The organism is Pseudomonas reactans, assembly GCF_013387025.1.
GTDB classification, from domain to species: Bacteria; Pseudomonadota; Gammaproteobacteria; order Pseudomonadales; family Pseudomonadaceae; genus Aquipseudomonas; species Aquipseudomonas reactans.
The window spans coordinates 265,258-283,354 of the sequence record NZ_JACAQP010000003.1; the positions used below are offsets into that span (position 1 = coordinate 265,258).

At 60.5% G+C, this 18,097-nt stretch carries 15 protein-coding genes; 4 read left to right on the forward strand and 11 right to left on the reverse strand.

All coding sequences use genetic code 11. The features are described 5' to 3' along the window. Window positions 1–19: 19 nt before the first annotated feature. From guaA to HX793_RS03255, 4 genes are all read right to left on the reverse strand, one after another. Complete coding sequence (gene guaA, locus HX793_RS03240; protein ID WP_016977685.1) at window positions 20–1,597, reverse strand: glutamine-hydrolyzing GMP synthase; 1,578 nt, start codon at window positions 1,595–1,597, stop codon at window positions 20–22. 80 nt (window positions 1,598–1,677) lie between these two features. After that, window positions 1,678–3,147, reverse strand: a complete 1,470-nt coding sequence (gene guaB, locus HX793_RS03245) for an IMP dehydrogenase (protein ID WP_016977684.1) — start codon at window positions 3,145–3,147, stop codon at window positions 1,678–1,680. Between the two features lie 229 nt (window positions 3,148–3,376). After that, window positions 3,377–3,925, reverse strand: coding sequence for a hypothetical protein (locus tag HX793_RS03250; protein ID WP_028617835.1), 549 nt, complete (start codon window positions 3,923–3,925; stop codon window positions 3,377–3,379). Between the two features lie 116 nt (window positions 3,926–4,041). Continuing rightward, the gene (locus HX793_RS03255) at window positions 4,042–4,809 is read right to left on the reverse strand and encodes a sulfite exporter TauE/SafE family protein (protein ID WP_177053425.1); all 768 of its coding nucleotides are present in this window, start codon (window positions 4,807–4,809) and stop codon (window positions 4,042–4,044) included. Between the two features lie 99 nt (window positions 4,810–4,908). On the opposite strand from HX793_RS03255, the gene HX793_RS03260 reads away from it, so the two are divergent. From HX793_RS03260 to leuA, 4 genes are all read left to right on the forward strand, one after another. Then, window positions 4,909–5,799, forward strand: coding sequence for a LysR family transcriptional regulator (locus HX793_RS03260; protein ID WP_016977681.1), 891 nt, complete (start codon window positions 4,909–4,911; stop codon window positions 5,797–5,799). Between the two features lie 10 nt (window positions 5,800–5,809). Further along, entirely contained in the window at window positions 5,810–7,189 is a 1,380-nt protein-coding gene (gene xseA, locus HX793_RS03265; protein WP_177053426.1) for an exodeoxyribonuclease VII large subunit, read from the forward strand. A 3-nt stretch (window positions 7,190–7,192) separates the two neighbouring features. Then, window positions 7,193–8,014 (forward strand): M23 family metallopeptidase, encoded by an 822-nt coding sequence (locus tag HX793_RS03270; RefSeq protein WP_177053427.1) that lies wholly within the window; start codon window positions 7,193–7,195, stop codon window positions 8,012–8,014. Between the two features lie 324 nt (window positions 8,015–8,338). Next, the gene (gene leuA / locus HX793_RS03275; RefSeq protein ID WP_016977678.1) at window positions 8,339–10,018 is read left to right on the forward strand and encodes a 2-isopropylmalate synthase; all 1,680 of its coding nucleotides are present in this window, start codon (window positions 8,339–8,341) and stop codon (window positions 10,016–10,018) included. 176 nt (window positions 10,019–10,194) lie between these two features. Here the strand turns inward: leuA and HX793_RS03280 are convergent, their stop codons facing one another. From HX793_RS03280 to ispG, 7 genes are all read right to left on the reverse strand, one after another. Next, on the reverse strand, window positions 10,195–10,986 hold the full coding sequence (locus HX793_RS03280) for an amidohydrolase (RefSeq protein ID WP_177053428.1): 792 nt from the start codon (window positions 10,984–10,986) through the stop codon (window positions 10,195–10,197). Further along, entirely contained in the window at window positions 10,974–12,122 is a 1,149-nt protein-coding gene (locus HX793_RS03285) for a pyridoxal phosphate-dependent aminotransferase (RefSeq protein ID WP_177053429.1), read from the reverse strand. The genes HX793_RS03280 and HX793_RS03285 overlap by 13 nt, the downstream gene beginning before the upstream one ends. A 121-nt stretch (window positions 12,123–12,243) precedes the next feature. Then, entirely contained in the window at window positions 12,244–13,713 is a 1,470-nt protein-coding gene (gene der, locus HX793_RS03290; protein WP_016977675.1) for a ribosome biogenesis GTPase Der, read from the reverse strand. 134 nt (window positions 13,714–13,847) lie between these two features. After that, on the reverse strand, window positions 13,848–14,999 hold the full coding sequence (gene bamB, locus HX793_RS03295; protein WP_016977674.1) for an outer membrane protein assembly factor BamB: 1,152 nt from the start codon (window positions 14,997–14,999) through the stop codon (window positions 13,848–13,850). Next, window positions 14,992–15,633: a YfgM family protein gene (locus tag HX793_RS03300; protein WP_016977673.1), complete on the reverse strand. Its 642-nt coding sequence runs from the start codon at window positions 15,631–15,633 to the stop codon at window positions 14,992–14,994. Before HX793_RS03300 ends, bamB begins: the two co-directional genes overlap by 8 nt. Before the next feature lie 41 nt (window positions 15,634–15,674). Beyond that, window positions 15,675–16,964, reverse strand: coding sequence for a histidine--tRNA ligase (gene hisS, locus HX793_RS03305; RefSeq protein WP_027605419.1), 1,290 nt, complete (start codon window positions 16,962–16,964; stop codon window positions 15,675–15,677). 23 nt (window positions 16,965–16,987) lie between these two features. Continuing rightward, a complete protein-coding gene (gene ispG, locus HX793_RS03310; protein ID WP_016977671.1) occupies window positions 16,988–18,097 on the reverse strand; it encodes a flavodoxin-dependent (E)-4-hydroxy-3-methylbut-2-enyl-diphosphate synthase in 1,110 nt (369 codons plus the stop codon).

An 18,097-nucleotide genomic window follows, 5' to 3' on the forward strand; every position in this document is an offset into this window, starting at 1 on the left:
TTCATACAACGCTGCGGGATCATTCCCACTCAATCGTCGCTGGCGGCTTGCTCGACACGTCGTAAGTCACGCGCGAGATACCCTCGATCTCATTGATGATACGGCCGCTGACAGTCTCCAGCAGTTCGTACGGCAGGTGTGCCCAACGCGCAGTCATGAAGTCGATGGTTTCTACCGCACGCAGGGCCACGACCCAGGCGTAACGACGACCATCACCAACCACGCCAACCGATTTCACCGGTTGGAACACCACGAATGCCTGGCTGACTTTGTGGTACCAGTCGGCCTTGCGTAGTTCTTCGATGAAGATGTGGTCGGCGCGACGCAGCAGGTCGGCGTATTCCTTCTTCACTTCACCCAGGATCCGCACGCCCAGGCCTGGGCCTGGGAATGGGTGACGGTAGACCATGTCGTACGGCAGGCCGAGTTCCAGGCCCAGACGGCGGACTTCGTCCTTGAACAGTTCGCGCAGCGGTTCTACCAGCTTGAGGTTCATTTCCTCAGGCAGGCCACCCACGTTGTGGTGGGACTTGATCACGTGGGCCTTGCCGCTCTTGGCGCCAGCCGACTCGATCACGTCAGGGTAGATGGTGCCCTGGGCGAGGTACTTGATGTTGTCCAGTTTGTTGGACTGGGCATCGAACACGTCGATGAAGGTGCGACCGATGATCTTGCGCTTCTTCTCCGGGTCGGACTCGCCGGCCAGGTTGTTGAGGAATTGGTCCTCGGCATTGGCGCGGATCACTTTAACGCCCATGTTCTCGGCGAACATGGCCATCACTTGCTCACCTTCGTGCAGGCGCAGCAGGCCGTTGTCGACGAAGACGCAGGTCAGTTGGTCGCCGATGGCTTTGTGCAGCAGGGCAGCAACCACCGAGGAGTCAACGCCGCCGGACAGGCCGAGCAATACGTTGTCGGTGCCGACCTGGGCGCGAACCTGGGCGATGGCGTCTTCAGCAATCTTGGACGGGGTCCACAGAGCTTCACACTCGCAGATGTCGAGGATGAAGCGCGACAGGATGCGGCCGCCTTGCTTGGTGTGGGTCACTTCCGGGTGGAACTGCACGCCGTAGTAACGACGCTCGTCGCTGAACATGCCGGCGATCGGGCAGCTCGGGGTGCTGGCCAGGATGTGGAAGTCTTCCGGCATCTTGGTGACCTTGTCACCGTGGCTCATCCACACGTCGAGGCCGAACAGGCCGTCGGCGTCGACGTGGTCTTCGATGCCGTCCAGCAGGCGGCTCTTGCCGACCACATCGACACGGGCATAACCGAATTCACGCAGCTCGGAACCTTCAACTTTGCCGCCCAGTTGCTCGGCCATGGTTTGCATGCCGTAGCAAATGCCGAAGACCGGTACGCCCAGGTCGAATACGGCTTGCGGGCAGCGTGGGCTGTTGGCTTCGTGCACGGACTCGGGGCCACCGGCGAGGATGACGCCTTTCGGTGCGAATTCGCGGATCGCTTCGTCGTCCATGTCGAACGGATGCAGTTCGCAGTACACACCGATTTCGCGCACGCGGCGGGCGATCAGTTGGGTGTACTGGGAACCGAAATCGAGGATCAGGATGCGGTGGGCGTGAATGTCGAGGGCCATGAAGTCAGTCTCGTCTAATGAATCAGAAACAACTCGGGGCTGAAGAACAGCCCCGGTTACTTAACAGTTTGCTGGAAGCATCAACCTACGCGGTAGTTTGGCGCTTCCTTGGTGATCTGCACGTCGTGGACATGGGATTCAGCCATGCCGGCGCCGGTGATCCGTACGAACTCTGGCTTGGTGCGCATTTCTTCGATGTCGGCGCTGCCGGTGTAGCCCATCGAGGAACGCAGGCCGCCCATCAGTTGATGGATGATCGCGCTCAGGGTGCCTTTGTAAGGCACACGGCCTTCGATGCCTTCCGGAACGAGCTTCTCGGCGCCTGCCGAGGAGTCCTGGAAGTAACGATCGGAAGAACCTTGCGCCTGGGACATGGCGCCCAGCGAACCCATGCCGCGGTAAGCCTTGTAGGAACGGCCCTGGAACAGTTCGATCTCGCCTGGTGCTTCTTCAGTACCGGCGAACATCGAGCCCATCATCACGCAGGAAGCACCGGCTACGATGGCCTTGGACAGGTCACCGGAGAAACGGATGCCGCCATCGGCGATCAACGGAACGCCCGTGCCTTCAAGGGCAGCGGCAACATTGGCGATGGCGCTGATTTGCGGCACGCCTACACCAGCAACGATACGGGTGGTGCAGATCGAGCCAGGGCCGATACCGACCTTGACCGCATCCGCGCCCGCTTCGGCCAGGGCCTTGGCGGCAGCGCCGGTGGCGATGTTGCCGCCGATCACTTGCACGTCAGGGAAATTCTGTTTGACCCAACGCACGCGGTCGATCACGCCTTTAGAGTGACCGTGGGCGGTGTCGACCACCACCACGTCAACGCCGGCAGCGACCAGGGCCGAAACGCGGTCACCGGTGTCTTTACCGGTACCAACGGCAGCACCAACGCGCAGACGACCTTGGTCATCCTTGCTGGCCAGCGGGTAAGCCTTGGCTTTTTCGATGTCGTTGACGGTCATCATGCCTTTGAGGGCGAACTTGTCGTCGACGATCAGCACGCGCTCGATGCGGTGCTTGTGCAGCAGTTCGCGCACATCGTTCTTGTCGGCGCCTTCCTTGACAGTGACCAAACGCTCTTTGGGCGTCATCACTTCACGGACGGTGACTTCAAGACGGTTCTCGAAACGCACGTCACGGGAAGTGACGATGCCGACCAGGTCGCCATCGTGCAGCACCGGAACGCCGGAGATGTTGTGCAGGCGGGTCAGGTCGAACAGGTCACGCACGGTGGCGTCGGCTTCGATGGTGATCGGATCTTTCACCACACCGGCTTCGTAACGCTTGACCTTGCGCACTTCGGCAGCTTGCTGCTCGATGGTCATGTTCTTGTGGATGATGCCGATGCCGCCTTCCTGAGCCATCGCGATGGCCAGACGGGCTTCAGTGACGGTGTCCATGGCAGCGGAAACAAGGGGAATATTCAGCTCGATGCCACGGGTTAGGCGGGTCTTGAGACTGACTTCGTTAGGAAGCACCTCGGAATAACCGGGCACTAGGAGAATGTCGTCGAATGTCAGAGCTTCTTGGCTGATACGCAGCATCGCGGGGGCTCCCGAGCGGGAAAATGGAAGCGCGCCATTATATACATGCACCCTGCCGGGCTCAATGTAAAACTCTGACAAACTTGGTAATACTGATAGATGGAAAAAATCTGCTGCTTTTCTGTAGGAGCGAGCTTGCTCGCGAAGAACGCAAAGGCACCGCGTTAAAGCAAACCCACCACGTTATCGCTGACGTTTTTTCGCGAGCAAGCTCGCTCCTACAGGTGGGTTACAACTCGACTTTGACCCAACTCATCTTCTGGTCCAGCCAATCGGCAAATTCGTCGATAAAACTCTGCTTGAACCCCGCCTCTGCCCAGTTGTTGAAGATGAAGCCCAGGTTGGAAAACCCGCATTGCTGTAGGAACAGGAACCCGTTGATGTCGTCTTCATGCCCACACAGCGGGCAGGTGAAGTTGTCGGTGTGGCCGGGCATCCAGTCTTCGAGGCTTTCGAACAGGGCTTCACCGACTTCCTTGCGGCATTCCGGGCAACCGGCTTCTTCGAGAAAACCCTTGGCCGGCGTGTAGATGCAGCGCTTGTAGATGATCTCCAGGCCGTTGATCGGCTCGTTGAACGGCAGCGCCTCGGGGTACAACACTACGGCGCGGGCGCCATCGGCCAGGGCATAGCCCATGCGGTTGCCGGTGCGGCCACAGGTGGTCAGCTCTTCCTTGATGATGTTCTTGCGCACCAGCCAGCGCACGATTGCCCGGGCGCGGGGTTCGTGGACGGGCAAGGTGGAGATTTTCGGGACAAGGATGCTTTGGGAATTCATGAGAGTCCTGCGGTGTGGCCACTGGCGCCATCGCCGGCAAGCCGACTCCTGTAGGAGCTGGCTTGCCGGCGATGAGGCCCTGAAAGGTTGGCAGCTTAATCCCTGCCCCACACAGGTCAAGTGCTCAGGTAGCGCCCGATCAGTGCAATACCGCTCGCCAGCACCAGCCAGGTCACCAATCTGACAAACGCCTCACGGGACATGCGCATCGTCAGCCTGCGCCCACACCACAGCCCCAGAGCCATCGCCGGCAGCAGGCACAGCGCCAACATCAACAGCGGCAAATCAGCATACACCCCGGCCATCAGGAACAGGCTCAGGCGCACCACCGTGCTGCTACTGATCAACGCACTCTGGGTGGCGCGCGCCGCGTCCTTGGGCAGGCGGCTATTCAGATAGATCGCATAGAGAAAGCCGCCGCTGCCAAACAATGCGCCGAATAAACCACCGACGGTGCCCATGGGAACCGACCAACCCGTCGCCATCTGCGTCGGCCGCGCCTTTACCGCCAGGCTGTAGAGGGCGTAGGCACTGATGAACAAACCCATCAGCAACAGCAACAAGTCCGAATGCAGGTTGAGCAAAAACACCACGCCCAGTGTGCAACCGATCGCCATGCACGGTAGCAAGCGCAGCAACTCCGGCTTGTTCACATCGCGCCGCGATTGCAGCAGGTTGCCAAACGCCGCGACAAAATCCAGCAACACCAGCAACGGGATGATCTTCGACAGCGGCATGAACAGGATCAGCAGCGGCCCCGCCACCAACGCGGTGCCAAAGCCCGCGATTCCGAACACGATATAGGCCACGACGATGCCCAGGCCGATCACCAGCCAATCCACACCGCCAAACGACCACTGGCTCATCAGCTCAACCGGGTTCATGGGTCATTCCTTATTAGAGATGGCCTTCACTTTAGCCAGCGCCGAGAGATGCGACTAATATCTTCAAAGACTTCCACCCATCTCGAAAAGGCATGACGCGTGATTTCCACCCGCCAACTGCGTTACTTCGTCGAAATCGCCGACAGCGGCAGCTTCAGCGCCGCCGCCGAGCGCCTGTTTGTGGCGCAGTCCGCCTTGAGCCGGCAGATCAAGGAGCTGGAAACCCAGCTGCAAACGCCCCTGTTCGAACGCACTGCACGCCAACCTCGCCTGACCGCTGCGGGTGAAGCCTTCTACCCGCGAGCACGCAACCTGCTGAGTGAGCTGATCAAGGCCAGTGAAATGGCAACGCAAGTGGGCAACGGAGAACTGGGTACGCTGCGCCTGAGCCACTCAAGTACCGTGCCGATGACCGGCCCATTGCTTCAAGGCATCAGCACCTGGCTGGAACGCTGCCCAGGGGTGTCGATGGACATCGTCACACTGTCCTCCGAAGCGCAGTTGGAAGAAATCGCCGAAGGTCGCCAGGAAGTCGGGCTGTTGCGCCTGCCCGTGTTGCGCCAGCGCGAAGGCGTGCGAGTGGTGCCTTTATATAGCGAGCAACTGTTGCTCGCGGTGCCGCCGAATCATCGGCTGGCGCGCAGCAATGCGCCCATCGAGCTGGGGCAATTGAAGGACGAAGCGTTTATCTCGATCCCTCATCCCCAGCGTGGCGGCTTGAGTTATCTGTCAGCCGAGTTGTGCATGCGCGCAGGTTTTTTCCCCAAGGCCGCGCGGGTGATGTCACGCAAGACCACCCAATTGCAGTTGATCCAGGCCGGCTTCGGTATTGCCTTGTTACCAAAATCCATGCAGGACATTGCTCCGGCTAATGTGCGTTTTTTGCCTCTGGCCGACCCGGACTGCCTCAGCACCGTGGCCCTGGCCTGCGCGCAGAAGCAGAGCGCGCTGGTGGAGCAATTCTGCCAAACCTTGCACGAATGCCTATAAACTGCCGCCCATGATTAAAGATCCTTTTGCCCGTCTGGGCCTCGACCGCGAAGTCCTGACTGTCAGCCAGCTCAACGGCCGCGCGCGGGTTTTGCTGGAAGACGTGTTCACCAATATCTGGGTCGAAGGCGAGATCTCCAACCTCGCCCGCCCGGCCTCCGGCCACGTGTATTTCACCCTCAAGGACAGTGGCGCCCAGGTGCGTTGCGCGCTGTTTCGCAACAACGCCGCGCGGGTACGCCAGGCGCTGAAGGACGGCCTGGCGGTGAAGGTACGCGGCAAGGTCTCGCTATTCGAAGGCAGGGGTGATTACCAACTGATCCTCGATACCGTCGAGCCAGCCGGTGATGGGGCACTGCGCCTGGCGTTCGACGCGCTGAAGGAAAAGCTCAGCGCCGAAGGCCTGTTCAGCGCCGAGCGCAAAGTGCCGCTGCCGGCACACCCTCGGCGCATCGGCATCATCAGTTCGCCGACCGGCGCGGTGATCCGCGACATCATCAGTGTGTTCCGTCGCCGCGCGCCAAACATTGAACTGACCCTGATCCCCACCGCCGTGCAAGGCCGCGAAGCCATCCCGCAGATTGTGCGCGCACTGAAACTGGCAGATGCACGCGGCTTCGATGCGCTGATCCTGGCCCGTGGTGGCGGCTCGCTGGAAGACCTCTGGTGCTTCAACGAAGAAGCCGTAGCCCGAGCGGTGGATGCGTGCGTCACGCCAATCGTCAGCGCTGTTGGCCATGAAACCGATGTATCCATCAGCGACTTCGTGGCCGACGTGCGCGCCCCTACCCCCTCCGCCGCAGCCGAATTGCTCGCGCCGGACGCCAGCCATTGGGTGCGTCAGGTAGAGAACCTGCACCGCCGCCTGGTGATGCTGATGCGCAATCGCCTGAGCCATGACCGCCTGCGCCTGGAAGGCATGGCGCGACGTCTGCGCCACCCTGGCGAACGTCTGCGCCAGCAAGCCCAGCGCCTGGACGACCTGGACATGCGCCTGCGCCGCGCCTTCGAACGTAGCCTCAATACCCGCCGCGAGCGCCTGATCCGCCTGGAAACCCGCCTCGCCGGCCAACACCCCGGCCGCCAGCTGGCGCTGCTGCGCCAACGCCTGGACAGCCTTGCCGAACGTCTGCCCCGTGCCATGCGCGAAGGCCTCAAGGCACGACGCCTGCAACTGCAAAGCCAGATGCAGACGCTGCACGTGGTCAGCCCATTGGCGACCCTGGGCCGTGGCTACAGCATCTTGCTGGACGAGCGCGGCCAGGCCATTCGCAACGCCGCGCAGACCCACACCGGCCAGCGCCTCACCGCGCGTCTCGGTGAGGGCCAATTGCAAGTGCGGGTGGAAGACAACCACCTGACACCCGTCACCCTTTCGTTATTGGATTGATTGATGCCACGTCTTTTTAGTGTGTTGATGCTGCTGTGCCTTGCCTTTAATGCCCATGCCGATAGCTACATCACCCGCACCTTGAACAAGCCGGTGCCGGGCGGCGTTGCCGTGGTCGAACTGGGCCCTTCCGCCGCCGCGCCCAAGGCCACGTACCTGGGCAAGCCAGTGCTGGTGGTGAAGGAAGCGGACAACTGGCTGGCGATTGTCGGCATCCCTTTAACGGTCAAGCCCGGCAACGAACGCATCAGCAGCGGCGGGCGCAACCTGCCGTTTATCGTCGGCTACAAGAAGTACCCGGAACAGCGCATCACCCTGAAAAACAAAAGCCAGGTGAACCCCGACCCGGCACAGCTGAAACGCATCGAGACGGAGCTGGCGGTGCAGATCAAGGCCTACCGCAGCTTCAGCCCGAACCTGCCGAGCAACCTGGTGTTGGACAAACCGGTGAACGGGCCGTTGTCGAGCAAGTTTGGCGTGCGACGTTTCTTCAACGGTGAAGAGCGCAATCCCCATTCGGGCCTGGACTTTGCCGTGCCGGCCGGTACGCCGATCAAGACGCCGGCCAACGGCAAAGTGATTCTGGTGGGCAACTACTTCTTCAACGGCAATACCGTGTTCGTCGACCACGGCCAGGGCTTTATCAGCATGTTCTGCCATATGTCGAAGATCGATGTGAAAGTCGGTGACCAGCTCACGCGTGGTGCGGTGGTGGGTAAAGTCGGTGCCACGGGCCGTGCGACCGGGCCGCACATGCACTGGAACGTCAGCCTGAACGACGCGCGGGTCGATCCGGCGATCTTCATTGGCGCGTTCCAGCCCTGAAACGCTCGATTGCGCGCCTGATAATAGGCGCGCAATTAAAACAAGCCCTAGACAAATTCCCAGGCACAAGATCTCGTTTCCTACGTAGATAGCAGAACTTATCTCAATTTTCCGCGACTGCTTGCCATCTTTCACCCCGACGGTTAGGGTTGGGCTTATGAAAACCTCTCACACCCTCATTCAGCTCCGCCAGCACCGCAGCCTGTGCCTCGTCAGCGCACGACTGCCAGGCTGAATCGATCTGCCTCGTCTTCACGTTTTATCCCCAAAAACAGTTCTACGGCAGGCCGCCTTTTCTCGGCCCCTACAACAAAGGATTTCCCGATGAGCATGCTCAAAGACCCGTCTTCGAAGTACCGCGCGTTCCCGACCATCGACATCCCGGACCGCACCTGGCCGTCGAAGACCATCACCGAAGCGCCGATCTGGTGCAGCTCCGACCTGCGTGATGGCAACCAGTCGCTGATCGAGCCGATGGACGCGGTGAAAAAGCTGCGTTTCTGGAAGACCCTGGTTGCCGTTGGCGTGAAGGAAATCGAAGCGTCGTTCCCAGCCGCCTCGCAAACCGACTTCGACTTCGTACGTACCCTGATCGAAGACAACCACATCCCCGAGGACACCACCATCCAGGTGCTGACCCAGGGCCGTGAAGACTTGATCGCACGCACCTTCGAGTCCCTGCGCGGTGCCAAGAAAGCCATCGTGCACTTGTACAACGCCACGTCGCCGTCCTTCCGCCGCATCGTGTTCAACCAGGACAAGGACGGCATCAAGGCCATCGCGGTCAACGCCGCCAAGCTGTTCGTCAAATACGCCGCCCAGCAGCCGGAAACCCAGTGGACCTTCGAATACTCCCCGGAGACCTTCAGCGCCACTGAGCTGGAGTTCGCCAAGGAAGTCTGTGACGCAGTGATCGAGGTGTGGAACCCGACGCCTGAGCACAAGATGATCCTCAACCTGCCAGCCACCGTGGAATGCGCCACGCCGAACATCTATGCCGACCAGATCGAATGGTTCGGTCGCCATATCAACCGTCGTGACAGCGTGATCATCAGCCTGCACACCCACAACGACCGTGGCACTGGCGTGGCCGCCACCGAGCTGGGCCTGATGGCCGGCGCCGACCGTGTCGAAGGCTGCCTGTTCGGCAACGGCGAGCGCACCGGTAACGTCGACCTCGTCACCGTGGCCCTGAACATGTACACCCAGGGCCTCGACCCGCAGCTGGACTTCTCCGACATCGACGGCGTGCGCAAGGTCGTCGAGGAATGCAACCAGATCCAGGTGCACCCACGTCACCCTTACGTCGGCGACCTGGTTCACACCGCGTTCTCCGGCTCTCACCAAGACGCGATCCGCAAAGGTTTCTCCCAGCAGAAAGACGATGCGCTGTGGGAAGTGCCGTACTTGCCGATCGACCCAGCCGACATCGGCCGCAGCTACGAGGCGGTGATCCGCGTTAACAGCCAGTCGGGCAAAGGCGGCATCGCCTACCTGCTGGAGCAGGAATACGACATCAGCTTGCCGCGTCGCATGCAGATCGAGTTCAGCCAAGTCGTGCAGGCCGAAACCGACCGTGTGGGCCTTGAGATGACTGCGCCACAGATCTACGCCTTGCTGCAGCGTGAGTACCTGCAAGCCAACACCCCGTACGCGCTGGTCAGCCATCGCTTGCAGGAAGAGAACGGCAACAGTTTTGTTGAGGTGGAAGTCTCCGGCAAGGGCCAGGGCGAAACCAACCTGCACTGGAAAGGCAAAGGCAACGGTGCGCTGGAAGCGCTGGTGGCTGGCCTGCCGATCGGTGTGGAGATCATGGACTACAACGAACATGCGATTGGTGCAGGCACCAACGCCAAGGCGGCGGCCTACATCGAGCTGCGTGTGAACGGTGAGCGTCCGGTGCATGGCGTGGGTATTGATGAAAACATCACCACTGCCAGCTTCAAGGCGCTGTTCAGTGCGCTGAACCGCTCGTTGAGCCAGCAGGAAGCGAAAGCGGCGTAACTGGCTGCTGAAATGAGAAAGGCCCCTGGGTGTGAATCCAGGGGCCTTTTTTGCTTTGGATCTTGGGTGATGCTGATGGCCTCTTCGCGGGCAAGCCCGCTCCCACAGTTGGCCCGTGTATTGCCTGGAGGAACACGGTCGAATGTGGGAGCGGGCTTGACCGCGAAAGCGATCTGTCAGACGAACTGGAAACTATCGGCATCCAGGTTGGCTGGAAACCGGCTGCGATACGCAGCCAGTTCCGCCGCATCCAGGCTCACCTGAAACACCCCATCCGCCTCCCCCGCACTCAGCAAGGTCTCACCCTGGAAGTCCAGCACCTGGCTATCCCCGGTGTAGGCAAAGCCCTTCCCATCCGTGCCCACCCGATTCACTGCGGCCACATAGCAAAGGTTTTCAATAGCCCGCGCCGGCAGCAATCGGTTCCAGTGTGAACGCCGCGCCCCCGGCCAGTTGGCGGTGTACAGCAGCAGGTCGGTGTCCTGGGCATCGCGGCTCCACACCGGGAAACGCAGGTCGTAGCAAATCAACGGGCGAATACGCCAGCCCTTCAATTCGAACTGCACCTGGCGTTCGCCCGGCGTGTAGTGATTGTGCTCACCGGCCATGCGGAACAGGTGGCGCTTATCGTAGTGCAGCACCTCACCATCCGGACGCGCCCACAGCAGGCGATTGCGGTGGCTGCCATCGGCGGCCTGGATGATCACACTGCCGGTGATCACCGCGTTGTGCTTCGCCGCCTGGGCCTGGAGCCAATGATGGGTCGGGCCGTTTTCAGGCTCTGCAAGGGCTTGCGACTCCATCGAGAAGCCGGTGGTGAACATCTCCGGCAACACGATCAGGTCGGCGCCTTTGGCTTGCTCCAACAGCAGCTCGAAATGTTCGAGGTTGGCCTGGCGGTCATGCCAGGCCAGGCTGGTCTGCACCAGGGCGATGTTCAGGTTCGGCAGTGCACTCAGATCACGCATAGTTTTCCCGCCGCTTGGCGCAGCGTTTCCTCGCGTTTGGCAAAGCACAGGCGCACCAGGCGCTGGCCTTGGGGTGGGGTCTGGTAGAACACCGAGACCGGGATGGTGGCCACGCCGTGTTCGCGGGTCATCCACAGGGACATGGCGACGTCATCCAGATCCGGGCGGATCTGTGAGTAATCCACCAGTTGGAAGTAGGTGCCGGTCACTCGGGTAAAGCTGAAACGGGACGGCGCCAGCAGATCACAGAACAGGTCACGCTTGGCCTGGTAGAAAGCTGGCAGCTCATCGACATGCTCCGGATGTTCGGCCATGAAGTCCGCCAGCGCGTATTGCAGTGGGGTCACGCCGCAGAAATTGACGTATTGGTGCACCTTGCGCAGTTCGGCGGTGAGGGCTGGCGGCGCGACGACATAGCCGGTTTTCCAGCCAGTGACGTGATAGGTCTTGCCGAAAGAGCTGACCACGAACGCGCGCTGATAAAGCTCTTCATGGGCCAACACGCTGACATGGGCCACGCCGTCAAAGACCAGGTGTTCGTAGACTTCGTCGCTGACCAGGTAGATATCACGGTCACGGATCAGTTCGGCCAATTGGTCCAGCTCGGCGCGGCTGATCAAGGCACCTGTCGGGTTGTGCGGGGTATTGAGAATGATCATGCGCGTGCGCGGTGACAGCGCCGCCTTGATCTTCTCGAAGTCGAGGGCAAAGCCGTCCAGGGTCAGTTGCACATGCACGCAGCGACCGCCAGCCAACTCCACCGAAGGCTCATAGCTGTCGTAGCTGGGGTCGAACACGATCACTTCATCGCCCGTGCGAATCACGGCCTGGATCGCGCAGAAGATCGCCTCGGTGGCGCCAGGGGTGATGGTCACTTCACTGTCGGCATTGACCGTGGCGCCGTAACTGCGGGCGATCTTGGCGGCCACTTGCTGACGCAGCACCGGCAACCCGGTCATTGGCGCATATTGGTTATGCCCGAGGGCGATGTGCTTGCCCACCGCATCGAGCAAAGCCTGGGGGCCATTGAAGTCCGGGAAACCCTGGGACAGGTTGAGCGCGCCGGTTTCGGCAGCGAGTTGCGACATGGTGGTAAAAATGGTCGTGCCGACATTCGGCAGCTTGCTGGTGATCATCGAAAGGCCCCTGCAGGTGAGCCCCAAGTTTTAAGCTGCCAACTGCACCGGGTCAAGGCACAAACCACCGCGCACAAAAAAGGGCTCCAAAGGAGCCCTCTCTCACCACTTGAAGCTGCCGTTACTTCTTGTCACGGCGCTTCTTGTCGGCCTTTTTGTGGTGAGTCATCAAACGACGCTTCTTGTTCACCTGACGGTCAGTCAGTGTGTTCTTGTTGCCTTCGTATGGGTTCTCGCCACCCTTGAACTCGATACGGATCGGCGTACCGACCAGTTTCAAGACACGGCGGTAGGTGTTTTCCAGGTAACGCACGTAGGACTTCGGCACCTTCTCGATCTGGTTACCGTGGATCACGATAATCGGCGGGTTGGCACCACCCAAGTGGGCGTAACGCAGTTTGATCCGGCGGTTGTTGACCATCGGTGGCGCGTGCTCGCCAACCGCGTCTTCCAGGATCTGGGTCAGGCGGTTGGTCGGCCAGCGGGTGACCGCGGACTTGAACGAGTTCTGTACGGACGCGTAGAGGTTGCCCACGCCGGTGCCGTGCAGAGCCGAGATAAAGTGGATATCGGCGAACTCGACGAAGAACAACCGACGTTGCAGCTCGATCTTGACGAAATCGCGCTCGCTTGGCGTCATGCCATCCCACTTGTTGATCGCGATCACCAGTGCCCGACCGGCCTCCAGGGCAAAGCCCAGCAGGTTGAGGTCGTGGTCCACCACGCCTTCGCGGGCGTCCATCACAAAGATCACCACGTTGGCGTCTTTGATCGCCTGCAGGGTTTTCACCACCGAGAACTTTTCAACTTCCTCGTGGATCTTGCCGCGCTTGCGCACACCGGCGGTGTCGATCAGCGTGTACTTTTCCTCGTTGCGTTCAAACGGGATGTAGATGCTGTCGCGGGTGGTGCCGGGTTGGTCGTACACGATAACCCGGTCTTCACCGAGCATGCGGTTGACCAGGGTCGACTTGCCGACGTTAGGGCGACCGATGATAGCGATCTTGATACCGTCTTTTTCACTTGGGCCAGGAATGCGCTTGGCTTCCTCACCTTCGGCAACGATTTCCTCTTCGCCCTCTTCTTCCTCGACATCATCCTTAGGGAAATCGCGCAGGGCAATTTCCAGCATCTGGGTGATACCGCGACCGTGAGCGCCGGCGACCGGAATCGCATCGCCCAGGCCCATCGGGCTGAATTCGGCACGGGCCGCTTCAGGATCGATGTTGTCGATCTTGTTCGCGACCAGATAGGAACGCTTGTTGCGCTTGCGCAGGTGCTCGCCAATCATTTGGTCAGCAGCGGTGTAGCCCGCACGGGCGTCCACCAGGAACAACACGACATCGGCTTCTTCAATGGCCAGCAGCGACTGCTCGGCCATCTTTTCGTCCATGCCATGCTCGTCACCGGAGATACCACCGGTGTCGACAATAATGTAGGAGCGCCCTTGCCACTTTGCCTCACCGTATTGGCGATCACGGGTCAGACCGGACAAGTCGCCGACGATGGCGTCGCGAGTCCTGGTCAGGCGGTTGAACAAGGTGGACTTGCCGACGTTAGGTCGGCCCACCAGGGCGATTACGGGAACCATGCGGCTCTCCACTTCGTTATTTCAGAAAATACAAAAGCCGCTGCAGGGCAGCGGCTGGTGCTCGGGGCAGCATAATTAAATGCCGCATGCCCCGCCGAAGCGGGGCCGCCTGGGTGTTACCCCAAGCATAGTTCTTACTTGATGGTCAGGGCTTCCAGCTTGCCGCTGTTGCCAAACACATAAAGCATGTTACCCACGACTAGCGGACGCGCACGCAGGCCGTCGCTGTCGATACGCTCGCGACCCACGAAGCGACCGTCCACCTGGCTCAGCAGGTGCAGGTAGCCTTCGAAGTCACCGACTGCGACGTAGCTGGAGAACACTTCCGGTGCCGACAGTTGACGGCGAGCCAGGGAGTCGTTGCTCCACAGCGCGGTAGTAGAGCGTTCGTCGACACTTTCAACGGTGCCTGACGCCAGGCTTACGTAGACGCTGCCAAACCCTTGGGCGACACCGGCGTAGCTGGAAGCATCACGCTGCCAGTTAACGCGGCCGCTCTGCAGGTCCAGTGCGGCAACACGGCCCTGGTAGGTAGCGACGTAGAGGGTTTCACCGGACAGCAGCAGGCCGCCGTCGATGTCCACTACGCGGTCCAGCTCGGAACGACCTTGCGGGATGGCCACACGGGTTTCCCAGGCCGGCACGCCGTTCTGGGTATCCAGGGCGACCACTTTACCGGTCGACAGGCCTGCAACGGCCAGATTGTTGGTCACAATCGGACCACTGGTACCGCGCAACGTCAGTACCGCTGGGGTGCTGTCGTACAACCAACGCTGTTCGCCAGTGCTGGCGTCGAGGCCGATTACACGGTCGTCCTGGGTTTGCACCACGACGATATCGCCGTTGGTGGCAGGCGGTGCGAGGACTTCACTGGTCACGCGAGCGCGCCATTTCTCTTCACCGGTGCTGGAGTCCAGGGCCACGACTTCGCCTTTCAGCGTGCCGAGCATCACCATGCCGTAACCCACGCCGACGGCGCCGGAGACTGGCAATTCGAGGTCTTTCTTCCACTTCACGTCGCCGTTCATGCGATCCATGGAGATCACCACGCCGGTCACGTCAGCGGCCACAATGTTGTCACCGTCGATTGCCGGTACCAACATGTTGTAGGTGTCGCCCTGACCGTCACCGATGGAGCGGCTCCACTGCTTTTGCAGGACCACTTCTTCCTTGAAGCTGGTCAGCTCGGCCGGAGGCAGTTCTTTTTTACTGTTGCTGCTGCAACCCGCGGCCAGAACGGCCAGAGCCAGCAATGCTGCATGTTTCCAACGGATCACGTCACGCATCCCCTTTGGCCAAGTCGTCCAGCTTGATTTGTAAGCCACCGACCGCCGCTTCATCAGACAGCGCCGCCTTGGCTTTTTGGTACGCAGCATTGGCTTCGTCGGTACGACCCAATTGGACCAACAGGTCGCCCTTGAGCTCTTCGCGAGTGGCTACAAATGCCTTGTCAGCATCGCCGTCGAGCAGTTTGAGTGCCTCGTCAGCCTTGTTCTGTGCCGCCAGTACCTGAGCCAGGCGCTGACGTGCGATTTCACCCAGGGTCGGGTTGGTCGGCTTGTCGGCGATGGCCTTCAGCTCAGCGGCAGCGTCATCCAGCTTGCCGGTATCGACCGCGACTTTCGCGACGAACAGGCTGCCGTATTGGGCGTAGGTGCTACCGCCAAATTCGTTCTTCAGCTTGCCGGCCAGGTCTGCAACCTGCGCAGGATCAGGCTTGCCGTCCGGCGTCAGGGTGGTTTCCAGCAATTGCTGATAGAGGATCGAGGCGCCTTGGGACTGGTTGGCCTGATACTTGGTCCAGGCTTGCCAGCCGAATACCACCACTAAAGCCAGCAGGCCGCCAGTAACCAGGGGCTTGCCGTTACGCTGCCACCAGTCCTTGAACTCGGCCAGTTGATCATCATCAGAACTCGACACCCCAATACTCCTTAATCGCTAAATTCGGCTGTTCGACAGCTTCAACCCTGCACGACGCAGGTGGCCAAGTGCGCGGCGAGCGCATCAAAGGCAATGTTCTGTTGCTCGCCCTGGCCACGCAGGGGTTTGAAACCTATCACTTGCTGGGCCAATTCGTCATCGCCGAGGATCAATGCATACAGCGCACCGCTCTTGTCGGCCTTCTTGAACTGGCTCTTGAAGCTGCCAGCGCCGGCATTGACTTGCAGGCGCAGGTTGGGCAGTTGGTCACGGACCTTTTCGCTCAGGGCCAGGGCAGCCAGTTCGGCGGCCTCGCCAAAGGCGCACAGGTACACATCCACCTGACGGGAGATCTCTTCCGGAACCTGCTCCAGGGTTTCCAGCAGCAGGATCAGCCGCTCGATGCCCATGGCGAAGCCCACGCCGGTGGTCGGCTTGCCGCCCATCTGCTCGACCAGGCCGTCGTAACGACCACCAGCACACACGGTGCCCTGGGCGCCGAGCTTGTCGGTGACCCACTCGAACACGGTCTTGCTGTAGTAATCGAGGCCGCGCACCAGCTTGGTGTTGATCACAAACGGAATACCGGCCGCATCCAGGCGAGCCTTGAGGCCCTCGAAGTGGATACGGGACTCGTCGTCCAGGTAGTCGGCCATTTTCGGCGCGTTGACCAGCACGGCCTGGGTGTCGGCGTTCTTGGTATCGAGGACGCGCAACGGGTTGGTCTTCAGACGGCGCTGGCTGTCTTCGTCCAACTTGTCCAGGTGGGCGGACAGGTACTCGACCAGGGCCACTTTGTAGCGGCCGCGGGATTCACTGGTGCCCAGGCTGTTGAGTTCAAGCTTGACCGCGTCGCGGATGCCCAGCAGGCCCCACAGGCGCCAAGTCAGCACGATCAGCTCGGCGTCGATGTCCGGGCCGTCGATGTTGAACACTTCCAGGCCGATCTGGTGAAACTGGCGATAACGACCTTTCTGTGGACGCTCGTGGCGGAACATCGGGCCGATGTACCACAATTTCTGTGGTTGGCCAGCACCGGTGAGACCATGCTCAAGCACGGCTCGCACGCACGCAGCGGTGCCTTCCGGACGCAGGGTCAGGGAGTCGCCGTTGCGGTCTTCAAAGGTGTACATCTCTTTTTCGACGATGTCGGTCACTTCACCGATGGAGCGCTTGAACAGCTCGGTGAACTCGACGATCGGCATGCGGATCTGCTTGTAACCGTAGTTATCCAGCAGGCGCGCGACAGTGCCCTCGAAATAGCGCCACAGCGGCGTCTGTTCCGGCAGGATGTCGTTCATGCCACGAATGGCTTGCAAAGACTTGCTCACATCAAATCCTTAAATTCGTTCAATCAGCCGCGCGCGATCAGCGCTGCGTCAGCCGCGACCTTTTCGGCCGCTTTCTCGCGGATCAGTCTTTCGAGCTGGTCCACCAGATTGTCATTCGTTAACTTCTGCGCCGGCTTGCCGTCGATGTAGATCAGGTTCGGCGTACCACCGGTCAGACCCACGTGGGCCTCTTTGGCCTCACCCGGCCCGTTGACCACGCAACCGATCACTGCAACATCCAGCGGCACCAGCAGGTCTTCAAGGCGCAATTCCAAGTCGTTCATGGTTTTAACCACGTCGAAGTTCTGCCGCGAGCAACTCGGGCAGGCAATGAAATTGATGCCACGGGAACGCAGACGCAGGGATTTGAGAATGTCGTAACCGACTTTCACTTCCTCTACAGGGTCTGCTGCCAGCGAGATGCGGATAGTATCGCCAATCCCTTCGGCGAGCAGCATACCGAGACCTACCGCAGATTTCACTGTGCCTGAGCGTAAACCGCCTGCTTCAGTGATACCCAGGTGCAGCGGCTGCACGATTTCCTTGGCCAACAGGCGGTAGGCTTCTACCGCCATGAACACGTCGGAGGCCTTTACGCTGACCTTGAAGTCCTGGAAATTCAAGCGTTCAAGGTGCTCAACGTGGCGCAGCGCCGATTCAACCAGCGCAGCCGGAGTCGGTTCGCCGTATTTCTTTTGCAGGTCTTTTTCCAGGGAACCGGCGTTGACGCCGATACGGATTGGAATGCCACGGTCGCGGGCCGCATCAACCACCGCACGCACACGGTCTTCACGACCGATGTTGCCCGGGTTGATACGCAGGCAGTCCACACCCAGTTCGGCCACGCGCAAAGCGATCTTGTAGTCGAAGTGAATGTCGGCAACCAATGGCACCTTGACCAGTTGCTTGATGCGGCCAAAGGCTTCGGCAGCGTCCATGTCTGGCACGGAGACGCGCACTATGTCCACGCCGGCCGCTTCCAGACGATTGATCTGGGCAACAGTGGCGGCCACATCATTGGTGTCGCTATTGGTCATGCTTTGCACCGCGATGGGGGCGTCGCCACCCACCGGCACCGAGCCGACCCAGATCTTGCGCGATACGCGACGTTTGATTGGAGATTCGCCGTGCAT